12 protein-coding genes are annotated in these 13167 nt (G+C 73.9%); all 12 read right to left on the bottom strand.

The window, feature by feature from the left end; all coding sequences use genetic code 11:
• Positions 1-71: 71 nt before the first annotated feature.
• Positions 72-1313, bottom strand: a complete 1242-nt coding sequence (locus tag Mam01_RS01670; RefSeq protein WP_204283583.1) for a hypothetical protein — start codon at positions 1311-1313, stop codon at positions 72-74.
• 23 nt (positions 1314-1336) lie between these two features.
• On the bottom strand, positions 1337-3001 hold the full coding sequence (locus Mam01_RS01665) for a hypothetical protein (RefSeq protein ID WP_239100954.1): 1665 nt from the start codon (positions 2999-3001) through the stop codon (positions 1337-1339).
• Positions 3002-3041: 40 nt separating this feature from the next.
• Positions 3042-5651, bottom strand: a complete 2610-nt coding sequence (locus tag Mam01_RS01660) for a primosomal protein N' (protein WP_373868673.1) — start codon at positions 5649-5651, stop codon at positions 3042-3044.
• Positions 5652-5847: 196 nt separating this feature from the next.
• The gene (gene metK, locus Mam01_RS01650) at positions 5848-7035 is read right to left on the bottom strand and encodes a methionine adenosyltransferase (protein ID WP_150933041.1); all 1188 of its coding nucleotides are present in this window, start codon (positions 7033-7035) and stop codon (positions 5848-5850) included.
• Positions 7036-7228: 193 nt separating this feature from the next.
• Positions 7229-7597, bottom strand: a complete 369-nt coding sequence (locus tag Mam01_RS01645; RefSeq protein WP_117408574.1) for a hypothetical protein — start codon at positions 7595-7597, stop codon at positions 7229-7231.
• Positions 7598-7690: 93 nt separating this feature from the next.
• A complete protein-coding gene (gene coaBC / locus Mam01_RS01640) occupies positions 7691-8890 on the bottom strand; it encodes a bifunctional phosphopantothenoylcysteine decarboxylase/phosphopantothenate--cysteine ligase CoaBC (protein WP_204283582.1) in 1200 nt (399 codons plus the stop codon).
• A 179-nt stretch (positions 8891-9069) separates the two neighbouring features.
• Complete coding sequence (gene rpoZ / locus Mam01_RS01635) at positions 9070-9333, bottom strand: DNA-directed RNA polymerase subunit omega (protein ID WP_117408572.1); 264 nt, start codon at positions 9331-9333, stop codon at positions 9070-9072.
• Between the two features lie 13 nt (positions 9334-9346).
• Positions 9347-9892, bottom strand: a complete 546-nt coding sequence (gmk, locus tag Mam01_RS01630; RefSeq protein WP_150933374.1) for a guanylate kinase — start codon at positions 9890-9892, stop codon at positions 9347-9349.
• Between the two features lie 136 nt (positions 9893-10028).
• The gene (gene mihF, locus Mam01_RS01625) at positions 10029-10352 is read right to left on the bottom strand and encodes an integration host factor, actinobacterial type (protein ID WP_030450375.1); all 324 of its coding nucleotides are present in this window, start codon (positions 10350-10352) and stop codon (positions 10029-10031) included.
• Between the two features lie 230 nt (positions 10353-10582).
• Positions 10583-11293 (bottom strand): orotidine-5'-phosphate decarboxylase, encoded by a 711-nt coding sequence (gene pyrF, locus Mam01_RS01620; RefSeq protein ID WP_204283580.1) that lies wholly within the window; start codon positions 11291-11293, stop codon positions 10583-10585.
• Positions 11290-12261 carry a dihydroorotate dehydrogenase gene (locus Mam01_RS01615; protein ID WP_204283578.1) on the bottom strand — a complete coding sequence of 324 codons (972 nt, stop codon included), beginning with the start codon at positions 12259-12261 and terminating at the stop codon, positions 11290-11292. Before Mam01_RS01615 ends, pyrF begins: the two co-directional genes overlap by 4 nt.
• 24 nt (positions 12262-12285) lie before the next feature.
• On the bottom strand, positions 12286-13143 hold the full coding sequence (locus Mam01_RS01610) for a dihydroorotate dehydrogenase electron transfer subunit (RefSeq protein ID WP_204283576.1): 858 nt from the start codon (positions 13141-13143) through the stop codon (positions 12286-12288).
• Between the last annotated feature and the right edge of the window lie 24 nt (positions 13144-13167).

Genomic DNA, 13167 nt, shown 5'->3' with positions numbered 1-13167 from the left:
ACAGTCTACCGAACTGTGAGCCTGTGCTCCGGCGCTCACGCCGGGGGTGAAGGCCCACGCGGGAGTGCCCGCTAAGGGCGCGAGCGCACCTTCATCGCCGTCTTCCTGGCCGTCTTCGCGATCAGCGGATCGGGGTGGTGCCGGCCGAGCATCTCCAGCACGGCGAGGGCGTCGGGGTGATCGGCCCGGCCCATCTCGGGCACCAGCGCGAGCAGGTCCTCGCCGAGCAGGTCGAAGTGGGCCACCGAGTCGACCGGGGCGCCGATGTAGAGCAGGGCGGCGAGGGTGTCCACCGCCACCCAGGCGCCGTCGCCCTCCCCGAGCGCGGGCGCCTCCAGGTCCCGCACGCCCAGCCAGGCCGCGGCGTAGCGCCACATCATCGGCTCGTCCAGAGCCTCCCGTACGGCCTGGGCGGCCTCGGGGCCCAGCTCCTCCAGCACGGTCCCCGCGGTGCCGCGCTGGGCCGCGTCACCCGAGGCGGCGATCTTGATGAGCTCCCGCGCGGCGTCCTCCGGGACCCGGCGCTCCAGCCACAGGGTGGCGGCGCTGGCGGACGCCCGGCCGTGCAGCATCGCGTCGATGAGGTCGGCCGCCCCCAGCTCGGCCAGCGCGGCCACCTCGCCCAGGGACGGCGCGTCGTGGCCCTCCCGCAGCAGGTCGCGGCGCACCGCCCACACGCCGGGCTGGGTGAGGCGGACCAGCTCGCCGGTCAGCTCGATCAGCCCGCAGTACTCCAGCAGCGCCATCGCCGCCGACAGCTCGCCCGGCAGGGTCATCCGCAGCCGGCGCAGGTCCGCCGCCCGCGCCTCGCAGCCCACCTCGTGCGCCTGGAGGATGCCTCCGGCGAGCGCCGCGAGCGGCATGCCCTCGCGCACCGAGTAGATCGTGGCGAGGATCTCGGTGAGATGCTCGTCGACCACGGCCGAGCCGGTGAGGCCCTCCTCGGTCCGGTCGAGCACGTCCATGACCACGCCGTCCCAGAACTCCATGGGGTCGGGCACGCCCGGCCCGGGACGGGCGCCCTGGCGGGTGACCTCCACGAGACGGCCGTTCACCGCGACCACCCACAGCAGCCGGAGCCGGGCGGCCGCCAGGTCCAGCGCGGCGACGACCGCCTCCGCCTCGGCCGGGTGCGGCAGCCCCTGCTCCGTCACCTCGCAGACGCCCCGGGGGGACGCCGCGCAACGGCCCTCGACCCACTCGGCGAGGCGGCGGGCGTCGCGTACGAGGGGGACCTCCCGGACCGCGTGGACGAGCTCCTCGTCGGGGGCGATGTCGACCGGCGGGAAGGTGAGCACGTCGCTGTCGGCCATTCCAGCAACTTACTGCACAGCAGTCACCTGATGCCCCGCGAACGTGCCTTGAAGGCCGCTTTCCGGGCGGCCTTCGCGGCGGCCTGGTCCCGCAGCGTGTTGCCGAGCAGCTCCAGAACCTCGACGACGTCGGGGTGCTCCACCCGCCACATGTCCTCGATCAGATGCGGGGGCGGGCCGGAGGCCGCGATGTTCTCCGCGAAGCCCTCGGGGTCGGCCTCGGCGGCGGGCAGCGCCAGCGCCAGCATGTCGACGCTCATCCACAGCACCTCGTCCGGCGTGAGCGCGGGGGCCTCCAGGCCGCGCGAGGACAGCCAGTGGATGGCGTGCGGGCGGAGCTCGGCGTCGTCCAGGTAGGTCCGCACGACGGGGGCCGCCTCCCGGCCCAGCCGGTCGACGATGGTCACCGCGACCCCGCGCACCTCCGCCGGGGCGCCCGCGACGGCGGCCAGCAGCTCCGCCGCGGCCTGCTCGGGCGTACGGCGGGACAGCCACTCGGCGATGTCCCGTTCGGCCGCCTCGTCCGCCGGGCCGTCGCCGATGAGGCCCGCGATGAGGCCGCTCGCGTCACCCTCGGCCAGGTCGGGGGCGAGCGGCGCGTCCATGCCCATGCCCGCGTAGACCTCGCGCAGGCCCCACAGTGCGTGCGCGGTGAGGGCCAGGCCGTCCTCCGTACGCTGGACCGTTCCCGCGTACACCAGGCCGTTCAGCGCCTCGTCCAGCCGTCCCACCGGCCGCCCGTCGGCCAGCTCACGCAGGTAGTCGGCGAGCGCGTCCACCGGCACGGGCGACTGCAGCCGGTAGAGCAGGTCGTGGATCTGGGCCATCCCGTCGTCGACCACCCGCTCGCCGGTCAGCGGCACCAGGCCCTCGATCAGCAGCTCCAGCGCCCCCGTCCAGAGGTCGAGCACCTCCTCGTCGCCGCGCCCGGCAAGGTCGCGGAAGCCCTCGGCCGCCTCGACGGCCGGAGGGCCGGAGTGCGCCAGCCCCAGTTCGAGCGCCAGCCGCCAGGCGGCCTCGGGGCGCCGCACGCCGAGGCCGTCCCTGATCGCGCGGGCGTCCGCGGCGCGCAGCGAGCGGCGCAGGGTGAGGGTGCGGCGGCCCTCCGCCAGCCACGTCACCACGCGGTGGGCGTCGGCGAGCAGCGGCACCTCGCGCGCCGCGCGCGCCACCTCGTCGGGCGGCGCGAGCCGTACGGGCGGCAGCGGCGCGCAGCCAGGACAGTCGCAGTCGGGGCCGTCCGTCTCCCCCTCGGCCCGGCCGCCCGCGGCGTCGAGCTCCAGCGAGTCGGGGCCGATGGCGCTGAAGAGGCTCTTGGCCATGCCGAACTTGGACGTGTCGGCGAGCGCCCGGGGCATCTCGGGCTCGATCTCGTCGATCGTCGCCCGCATCCGGGCGGCGGTCTTGCCGCCGATCTCGCCTGTGTCCAGGAGGAACTCGACCAGCGTGCGCGCCGCGGCGACCGTCTCCGGCGCGCTCTCGGGCGGCGCGATGACCTTGCGCGGGTAGATCTCCAGCAGGAGCTCCTCGAAGGTGCCCGGCCGGAAATCGCCCAGCTCGTTGACCTCCAGATAGTCGCTGGCGTAGTCGCACAGCAGCCGTACCTCGTCGACGTCGACCTCGACGTTCCTCTCCCGCCCCCAGGCGCGGAGGCCGTCGACGGCCCGGTTCACCCATTCGATCGACACACACGCACGCTAACGGCTCGCTTTGTGCGAGGCGAATCGGTCAGATGAGATCGAGCGGATCAATGTTCACTCGGACCACGTCCGGTGCCTTGCGTGCCGAGCGCACTCCGGAGGCTCCTTTGAGCGCTCGGGCGAGCGCCGAGCCGAGGTGGCGCGGCACCCGGACCATGGCACGCTCCTGCCCTCCGTCCACCGGCACCGGCCCCAGCACCTGCGCGCCCGGGGGCAGACCGGCGTCCGCGAGCGTCTCCCTGACGGCGGCCGCCGGGCCGGTCAGCGTCGCCATCCGCACGGCCGGCGGGAAGCCCAGCTCGGCCCGGTCGTCGAGCTCCCGCTCGGCGAAGGTGACGGGGTCCCAGCGCAGCAGGGCCTGTACGGCCGGGACCGCCGCGTCGGCCATGACGACCAGCTCACCCGCCGGCCGCAGCAGCGCGGCGGCGTTCGCCCAGCGCCGCAGGGTCTCCTCGGCCGCGCGCAGGTCGGGACGGCCGAGCAGGGCCCATCCGTCGAGCAGCACGGCGGCCGCGTAGCCGCCGTCGGGCACCGGTTCGGCCCCGGGAGTCGCCACGACCAGCGCCGGAGCCCCGCTCACCCTGGCCAGGACGCCGTCCCGCCCGCTCGTGCGCACGGCGACGGACGGGAAGGCCCGGCCCAGCTCCTCCGCCGTGCGCCGGGCGCCGACGATGACGGCCCGCACGCCGTTCCCCCCGCAGGAGGGGCAGCGCCAGTCACCCGCGATCCGGCCGCACCAGCGGCAGTACGGCATGGCGTGCCCGCCGCGCAGGGCCAGGGGTCCCGAGCAGACCGGCCCCGTGTACGACGGCTCCCCGTCTGACGGCTCCGCGTACGACGGCCCTGTGTTCGGCGACCCTGTGTGCGACGACCCTGTGTTCGGCTGCCCCGCGTACGACCGCCCTGTGTTCGGCGGCCCTGTATGCGACGGCCCTGTATGCGACGGTTCCGTGGTGAGGCGCACCGGCTGCGCGCCCGAGCAGCGGGCGGGGGCGCGGCAGTGGCGGCACGCGAGCGCGGGCAGGTAGCCCCTGCGCGGCACCTGCACGAGAACCGGCCCGTGCTCCAGGCCCTCGCGCAGCGCCCGCCAGGCGACACTGGGCAGGCGGGCGGCCCTGGCCGCCTGGTCGCGAGCCATCTCGGCGTCGTCGCCCGCCGGGCGGACCCTCGGGGCCCGCGCCCGCACCGCCGCGCGGTCGGGCACGAGCGGGCCGGCCCAGCCCGTCTCGACGAGCGCCGTCGCCTCGGCGGTGCGGGCGTAGCCCCCGACGAGCAGGCCCGCGCCCGCCTGGTGGGCGCGCAGGCCGAGAACCTCCCGCGCGTGGGGATAGGGGGCGTGGCGCTCGGCGTGCAGGTCGTCGCCGTCGTCCCAGATGACCGCGAGGCCCAGCCGGGCCACCGGGGCGAAGGCCGCGGGGCGGTTGCCCACCGCGATGCCGGCCTCCCCGCGCAGCGCCTTGAGCCAGCGCCGGTATCGCTCGGCGGGCCCGAGGTCCGCGGTGATCGCGACGTGCGGGGTGTCGCCCAGCGCCTCGGCCACCAGCGCCACGTCCTTGCCGTCGGGAAGCACCACGACGACGCCCCGGCCGCCGTCCAGCGTCGCCCGCGCGGCCGCCGCGATGGCGTGGGGCCAGGCCGGTCCGCCGGCGTCCGTGCCGGGCAGGGCGGTCCACACCGCCCGCGGCGCCCTGCCCTCCGCCAGCGCCTCCAGGAACGAGACCCCCGCCGGATATGCCTCCCACGGACCCGCGTACGCGCTCACCGGCGTGGGCCGGTCGCCGTGCTGCGGCGCGGGCCTCATGTGCTCCCCCGTCGCGTGCTCCCGCCGCGCCCCTTCACGATCCGCGCCGTCGTCCCGCGCCGGGACCGCGCTCTCCGTGTCCCGGTCCGCGTCGTCCCCCCGCACTGGGGCCGCGCTCTTCGCATCCCGGTCCGCGTCATCCCGGTTCGCGTCGTCCCCCCGCACCGGGGTCGCGTCCGCCGTCTCGGCGGCTGGGTCTTCCTCCCGTACGGATGCCGGGCTCGTCGTCACCCGGCCCGCCTCGTCGCCCTCCGCCGGGGCGGCGGCGCCGTTGTCGGCGGGGAGATCGGCAGGCAGATCGGCGCGGCGGACGGGAGTGCGCGCCTCGGCCTCGACCCGGGCGTGCCGCGGCGGGATCGCCAGCCGCAGGACGTCGGGCAGGGTCCCGGCATAGCGGTCGGCCACCGCGCGGGCCAGGCGGGCGATCTCGGGGGTGAGAACGGGCTCCGGGGAGATCACCCGCTCCAGGAAGGACAACCGTCCCTCGTGCTCGCTCTCGGCCAGCCGTTCGAGCAGGTAGCCGTCGGCCAGCTGGCCGGCGAAGCGGACCCGCACGCGGCAACCGGGCACGGCCTCGGCGTCCATCGCGGCGGGGACAAGGTAGTCGAACGGCCGGTCCAGGTGCGGTAACGGCGTGTCCACGACGATCCGGGCGACCGGAAGGCTCGCCGCGGCCTCACGCGCCCCCTTGCGCGCACCCGCCCGCTCGGTGCCGCCACCGGTCCGCTGACTGCTGCCACGCGTCCGCTCGGTGAGCCGGGTGTACCGCTTCCCGGCGGCGGGAGGCACCGGGAGGAGCGCCTCCTGCGGATGAGGGGCACGGGTCGGCTCGGTCACGTGTACGTCCTACCAGACCTGGCGGGCCGCAATCGCCTCCAGGCCCGCAGGCTGTGGGCGATGCCGCCCGAGGATCCGGACCGGCGTGCCGCAGCCGGGCGTGCTCGTCCGGCGCCGCCGCGAAGGGCGGCGCCGGACGACGGCGCCGAAGTCCAGCCGGCACCGAAGCCCGGTGCCGGGGTTTTTCAGGGACGGGTCACAGGCCTGCGGCGGTGCGCAGGGCGTCGGCCCGGTCGGTGGACTCCCAGGAGACGCCCTCACGGCCGAAGTGGCCGTACGCGGCGGTCTCGGAGTAGATCGGGCGCAGCAGGTCGAGGTCGCGGATGATCGCGGCCGGGCGCAGGTCGAAGACCTGGAGCACCGCGTCTTGGATCGCGTTGACCGGCACCTTCTCGGTGCCGAACGTCTCGACGAAGAGGCCGACCGGCTGCGCCTTGCCGATCGCGTACGCCACCTGGACCTCGCAGCGGTCGGCCAGACCGGCCGCGACGACGTTCTTGGCGACCCAGCGCATCGCGTAGGCAGCCGAACGGTCCACCTTGGACGGGTCCTTGCCCGAGAAGGCGCCGCCGCCGTGGCGGGCCATACCGCCGTACGTGTCAATGATGATCTTGCGGCCGGTGAGCCCGGCGTCGCCCATGGGGCCGCCGATCTCGAAGCGGCCGGTCGGGTTCACCAGCAGGCGGTAGCCCTCGGTCTCGATCTCCAGGTCGGCCAGCACCGGCTCCACGACGTGCTCGCGGATGTCGGGGGCCAGCATCTCCCGCAGGTCGATCTCCGGGGCGTGCTGGGTGGAGACCACCACGGTGTCGAGGCGGACCGGCCGGTCGCCGTCGTACTCGATCGTGACCTGGGTCTTGCCGTCCGGGCGGAGGTAGGGAACGGTCCCGTTCTTGCGGACCTCCGACAGGCGCCGGGCCATCCGGTGCGCGAGCGTGATCGGCAGCGGCATCAGCTCGGGGGTCTCGCGGCAGGCGTAGCCGAACATCAGGCCCTGGTCGCCCGCGCCCTGGCGGTCGAAGTCGTCGGCGCCCTCGCCCGCACGGTGCTCGTAGGCGTCGTCCACGCCCTGGGCGATGTCGGGCGACTGGGCGCCGATGGACACCGACACGCCGCAGGAGGCGCCGTCGAAGCCCTTGTGGGAGGCGTCGTACCCGATCTCGAGGATCTTCTCCCGGATCAGGGCGGGGATGTCGACGTAGGTCTCCGTCGTCACCTCGCCGGCGACGTGGACCTGGCCAGTGGTGATCAGCGTCTCGACGGCGACCCGGCTCTTCGGGTCGTCCTTGAGCATCGCGTCGAGAATCGCGTCACTGATCTGGTCAGCGATCTTGTCCGGGTGGCCCTCGGTGACCGACTCGGAGGTGAACAGGCGACGGGACAACTCTGGGCTCCTCATGCAGCGGCTGCTGACGTCTGTGAACGACCGGCGGTAGGGCCTACCGGCGGCCGTTCGATGCTCACGCGAGTCTAGCCTCAGGCGATGCGGCGCGGGACAGCCACACCGGTACCGGCTCTGTCACCCGTCCCCCGATCGGCGGCGGGAAGGACGTGCCCTCGGGGGCGCCGGACGCCCGTCAGAGGTCGGGGAGAGGATCTCTGGGCAGGTCACCCGGGGAGAATGCCTCGGCGTCCGCGGCCGCGACCACCGCCGCGTACTCGTCGTCGACCTCCAGGGTCATGCCGTCGATCTCGATCCTCGGCCCCGACCCGAACTCGACCGGCCCGAGGCGGGTGCGGCGCGGGTAGCGGGCCCACACCCGCGACGGCTCGTCCCGCGTGAGCATCTTGGTGGACAGCAGCGTGACCGAGCGGTTCGTCACGACGACGAGAAAACTGATCATGGCGGGAGGAGGCAGCGCCACCGCGGGAAAGACGTAGCGGATGTCCTCGCCGGGGCCGAGCATGGCCCGGCAGCGCTCTCGGATCGTGGCGGACACCGGCATGGCGATCGCTCCCTCGACGCACCCTGCGGAGGCGGGCACGGACGCCCGCACCGGCACCACGCGAGGTCCACGAGGGTCGAGGTCCACGAGGGGTCAGGGGAGACGCCGTACCACCAGGTTCCACACTACGTCGGCGAGATCCTCTTTGGGACCCCTCGGAATCTCCACCGAGTCGCCCTCCGCTGTGAGGACGACAGCGGCGTTGTCGGGCGTGCCGAACGCCAGGTTCTCCCCCACCTGGTTGACCACGAGCAGGTCGCAGCCCTTGCGTTCCAGCTTGGCGCGCCCGTTGGCGAGCACGTCGTCCGTCTCCGCCGCGAAACCGACGATCACCCGGGGGTGCGTCCCGCTCCCGGCCCGGCGGGTCTCCCCCAGCTCAGCCAGGATGTCCGGATTTTTCGTGAGATGGATTGGATCGGGCTCGGCAGCGGATTTCTTGATCTTCGTGCCGCTCTGCCGTACGGGCCGGAAGTCCGCGACGGCGGCGGCCATGACGACGGCGTCGGCGTGCTCCGCCGCGGCCAGGACCGCCTCGCGGAGCTGGGTCGCCGACTCGACCCGCACGACCTTCGCGCCCGCCGGGTCGGGCAGCGCCACGTTGGCCGACACCAGCGTGACCTCCGCGCCCCTGGCGACGGCCGTACGGGCGAGGGCGTATCCCTGCAGCCCGGAGGAGCGGTTGCCGATGAAGCGGACGGGATCGATCGCCTCACGGGTGCCGCCCGCGGAGACGACGACGTGCCGCCCCGCCAGATCGCCGCCGCGGCCCGCGAGCACGCGCCGGCAGACCTCGAAGATCTCGGCGGGGTCCGGCAGCCGCCCGGGGCCCGTGTCGGCGCCGGTGAGCCTGCCGGTCGCGGGTTCGATCACCACCGCGCCTCGCTCCCGCAGCGTCGCCACGTTGGCGCGCGTGGCGGGGTGCTCCCACATCTCGGTGTGCATCGCGGGCGCGAACACCACCGGGCAGCGCGCCGTGAGCAGGGTGTTGGTCAGCAGGTCGTTCGCCATGCCGTGCGCGGCCCGGGCCAGCACGTCCGCCGTCGCCGGGGCGACGACCACCAGGTCGGCGGACTGCCCGATGCGCACGTGCGGCACCTCGTGCACCGACTCCCACACCTCGGTGGTCACCGGATTGCCCGAGAGCGCGGCCCAGGTCGGCTCGCCGACGAAACGCAGGGCGTCCCTGGTCGGCACGACGCGCACGTCGTGTCCCGACTCCGTGAAGAGACGCAACAGCTCGCAGGACTTGTAGACCGCGATGCCCGCGCTCACACCCAGCACGATGGATGTCATGTGTTTCCCGCGTCGCTCATCGGGGCGCTCACTTCCGATATGTCGTGCCGGAGGCTCGCTGGGAACACAGCCCTCGTCGCGCTCTGGTCGCTTCGCTCCCGCGCGCTCCTCGGTCCAGAAACCGGCGCGCCCCTCCGGCTCGCTCGGGGATTCCCGCTTGTCCGTGGGCGGGGCGGGGGTCAGCCCTCGATGGGCTCGGAGGTCAGCAGGCCCTCGGCGACCTCGCGCAGGGCGATGGACAGCGGCTTCTCCTGGGCGTGGGTCTCCACGAGGGGGCCGACGTACTCCAGCAGGCCCTCGCCGAGCTGGGAGTAGTAGGCGTTGATCTGGCGCGCCCGCTTCGCACCCATGATCACAAGGCTGTACTTGCTGTCGACGATGTCGAGGAGCGAGTCGATCGACGGGTTGGTGATGCCTTCCGCGTAGGCGGCGCTGCTTGCCACGTCAGTGATTCCCCTAGCTAGGTGAGTGTCCCAGCAAGGTTATCAGCCGGTGGCACACGTCATTGACCGACGTGTTGACGAGGGTGAGGTCGAACTCCTTCTCCGCCGCCATCTCGACGCGCCCCGCCTCAAGACGGCGGGCGATCACGTCGGGAGGCTCGGTGCCGCGGCCGCGCAGCCGCCGCTCCAGCTCCTCCCAGGTCGGCGGGGCCAGGAACACCAGCAGGGCCTCGGGCATGGTCCTGCGCACCTGCCTGGCGCCCTGCAGGTCGATCTCCAGCAGAGTGGGGACGCCCGCCGCCAGCTTCTCCAGCACCGCACGCCTGGGCGTGCCGTACCGGTTGCCGGCGAACTCGGCCCACTCGAGAAGCTCGCCGGAGGCGACGAGCCGGTCGAACTCGTCGTTGCCGGCGAAGAAGTACTCCACGCCGTGCGTCTCCCCCGGGCGGGGTTTCCGGGTTGTCACCGAGACCGACAGCCACACCTCCGGGTGGGACCGCCGGAGCTCGGCGACGACCGTGGACTTGCCCACACCCGACGGACCGGACAGGACCGTCAGGCGCGGGCGGGGCGTGGAGTCACCTCCGCGTGCCCGGGACCCGCTGCAGGTGGCCGCCTCATGGGCCCGATCTCCAGCGGACCAGGACGTGTCGGTCACTCCGTACCCCCGTGAACTCGTTCGTACGCCGCCGAGATCAGCTCTCGGCGCCGCCGAACTCGCGCTCCAGGGAGGCGCGCTGGTTGGCGCCGAGACCCCGCACACGGCGGGATTCGGCGATACCAAGGCGCTCCATGAGCTGCTTGGCGCGGACCTTGCCGACGCCAGGGAGCGACTCCAGCAGAGCCGAGACCTTCATCTTGCCGATGACGTCGTCGGTCTGCCCATCCTTCAGCACCTCAGCCAGAGAAACCGCGCCGTGCTTGAGCCGGTTCTTGACCTCGGCACGCTCCTTGCGTGCTTTGGCAGCCTTCTCAAGAGCTGCGGCGCGCTGCTCGGGGGTCAGGGGAGGAAGAGCCACGCCGGGTCACCTCGAATTTCATGTCGATGTACTCGGACGATGGGGGAAACTAGCTGGTCTTGGCCGTATCGGCAACGTCAAGAGACGGTTCTCGGACCATAAAATTGATTTTACTACTTCCAGTATTGGAAAAGTTACTCTGTGTAGATCAAAACCGCCTCAGCAGGCCCGGAACCGGATGACGCTTGGTGACGGGCCCGATGAGACGTTCAGGGATTTTCAGGGGGTGCTCACGGAGTGCCCACGGGGCGCACGCGGCGGAGCGCGGCGGCGATCGCGGCGGCGGCGGCGCCGGGGTCGGGCGCCCCGGTGATGGGCCGCCCGATCACGAGGAGGTCGGCCCCCTGGGCGACGGCGTGCTCGGGGGTGGCCACCCTCGCCTGGTCCTGCGTCTCGGCTCCCGCGGGCCGTACGCCGGGGGTGATGAGCGTGATCTCCGGACCGACCTCCGCCCGCACCGCGGCGACCTCCCGGGGCGAGCAGACCAGGGCCTGCGCCCCCGCTCCGACGGCCACGGCGGCCATACGGCGCGCGGCGTCGACCGGGGGTCCCTGGATGCCCACCTCGCGGAGATCGGCCTCCGAGAGCGACGTCAGGAGCGTCACGGCCGCGATGCGCGTGCCGGGGGACGCCTCGACGGCCGCCCTGACCATGGCGGGACCCCCTGCGGCGTGCACGGTCAGGTAGGTGGGCTTGAGCCGGGCGACGGCCCGGGCGGCGGCGCCCACGGTGTTCGGGATGTCGTGCAGCTTCAGGTCCAGGAAGACCTGCACGCCGCTCGCGCCGCGCACCGAGGCGATCACGTCGGGCCCGTACCGCAGGTACAGTTCCAGTCCCACCTTCACCGTGGAGACGTGCGGGGTGACCAGGCCGGCCCAGCGGGCCGCGGTCTCCAGGTCGGGCGCGTCCAGGGCGACGGCGATGGGGGCGGGCGTGGTCAAAGCGAACTCTCCTCGAGATCCGTGCGTGTGCGTGGTTGCGCGCCCGCCGGGCGGTGGGCCAGGCCCACGGCGTCGGCGAGGCGGTCGAACCCGCGCGCCTGCAGAAGCTCCTCAAGCTCCCTGAGGACGCGCGGGCAGGCGTAGGGGTCGTGGAACAGGGCCGTGCCCACCGCGACGGCGCAGGCGCCCGCCAGGACGAGCTCGAGGGCGTCCCTGCCGGTCGTCACGCCGCCCATGCCCACGATCGGCACCCCGGGCAGCGCGGCGTGCACCTGCCACACGCAGCGCACCGCCAGGGGCCGTACGGCGGGGCCGGACAGGCCCCCGGTGCCGGCCGCGAGCGCGGGGCGCATCGTGTCCACGTCGATGCTCATCCCGACCGGCGTGTTGATCATCGCGAGGGCGTCGGCGCCTCCGTCCACGCACGCGCGCGCGACGGCGACGATGTCGGCCACGTCCGGCGACAGCTTGGCGATCACCGGCACGTCGTACGGCGTGGCCGCGCGCACCGAGGCCACGACCTCCGCGGCGGCCGAGCCCTCGCGGGCGAACACCCTGCCGCGGTCCTCGACGTTCGGGCACGACAGGTTGACCTCGACGGCGGTGACGCCGGAGACCTCGGCCAGGCGCCGCGCCAGCGCGGTGTACTCGGTCACGGTGCCGCCGCCGATCGACACGACCGTGCGGGCGCCCCGCTCGGCCAGCCAGGGCAGCTCGCGCTCCAGGAACGCCTCGACGCCGGGGCCCTGGAGGCCCACGGCGTTCAGCAGCCCGGAGGGGGTCTCGGCCATGCGCGGCGTCGGCCGTCCCGCGCGCGGGGCCATGGTGATCGACCGGGTGACGAACGCGCCCAGCCGGTGGACGTCGGAGAACTGGGCCAGCTCACGGCCGGTCCCGCCGCAGCCGGAGGCGGTCAGGATCGGGTTGGGCAGTTCCACGTGCGCCAGATAGGTCCGGAGGTCGGCCATCACCGCCGGCGCCTCCGCCCCGGCTCAGGCATGCCGTCCGCCTGGCGCGCCGAGCGCGTCGAACGGGATCGTTCCGACGTCGTCGAACCGCACGCGCTCGCCGCGGAACACCGGCCCGTCGGCGCACGCGCGGAGCATCCGGGTCACGCCGTCGTCGCCGATGACCGGCACCACGCACGTCATGCAGACGCCGATGCCGCACGCCATCCGCTCCTCCACGGCGACCTGCACCGGGATGCCGAACTCGGCCGCGACCGCGGTGACGCCGCGCAGCGTCTCCATCGGGCCGCAGGCGTAGACGACGTCGGCCCGCGCGTCGGCGATCACCCCGGGCAGCACGTCGGTCACCCTGCCGCGCATGCCGAGGGAGCCGTCCTCGGTGGTCAGCGTGGTCGTCTCGCCCATCCGGCGGGCCCGCAGGGCGCCGAAGACCCGGTCGGCCGACGGCGCCCCGAGCACGAAGTCGACCCGGCAGCCCCGCTGCTGCAGCGCGTCGCCCAGCGCGAACAGCGCCGCCGAGCCGTGCTCGTCGCCCACCAGCACGCAGGTGCAGGGGTCACGGGGCAGCGGGAAGGGCCGGCCCAGCGGGCCGACCAGGTCGAGTGTGTCGCGCACCCTGAGATCGGCGAGCCAGGCCGTCCCCGCGCCGCGCACGCCGAAGACGAGCTCCACCGTGCCACCGTAGTCCGGCTTCACGTCGTGGACGGTGAAGGCCCGCCGGGTGAGCATCGAGGTGTTCCGGCCGCCCACGGCGACCGTGACGAAGTGGCCGGGCCGGAACCGGTCGGCGATGCCCGGGGCGACGACGGTGAGCGCATGGTAGGCGTCCACCCGGCGCGTCGTCAGCACCGTGCCCGTGACCTGAACCGGACTCCCGGCCACTCCCTGCTCCTTTGCGCTCGTGGC

Origin of the sequence: Microbispora amethystogenes (genome assembly GCF_016863015.1) — a bacterium.
GTDB lineage: Bacteria > Actinomycetota > Actinomycetes > Streptosporangiales > Streptosporangiaceae > Microbispora > Microbispora amethystogenes.
This window is presented reverse-complemented; position numbering and strand designations above follow the sequence as displayed.

Excerpts from the sequence above, each read along its gene's own strand:
- Mam01_RS01670 (WP_204283583.1), bottom strand. The coding sequence starts at position 1,313 with ATGGCCGACAGCGACGTGCTCACCTTCCCGCCGGTCGACATCGCCCCC.
- Mam01_RS01645 (WP_117408574.1), bottom strand. The coding sequence starts at position 7,597 with ATGCCGGTGTCCGCCACGATCCGAGAGCGCTGCCGGGCCATGCTCGGC.
- coaBC (WP_204283582.1), bottom strand. The coding sequence starts at position 8,890 with ATGACATCCATCGTGCTGGGTGTGAGCGCGGGCATCGCGGTCTACAAG.
- Mam01_RS01615 (WP_204283578.1), bottom strand. The coding sequence starts at position 12,261 with ATGGCCGACCTCCGGACCTATCTGGCGCACGTGGAACTGCCCAACCCG.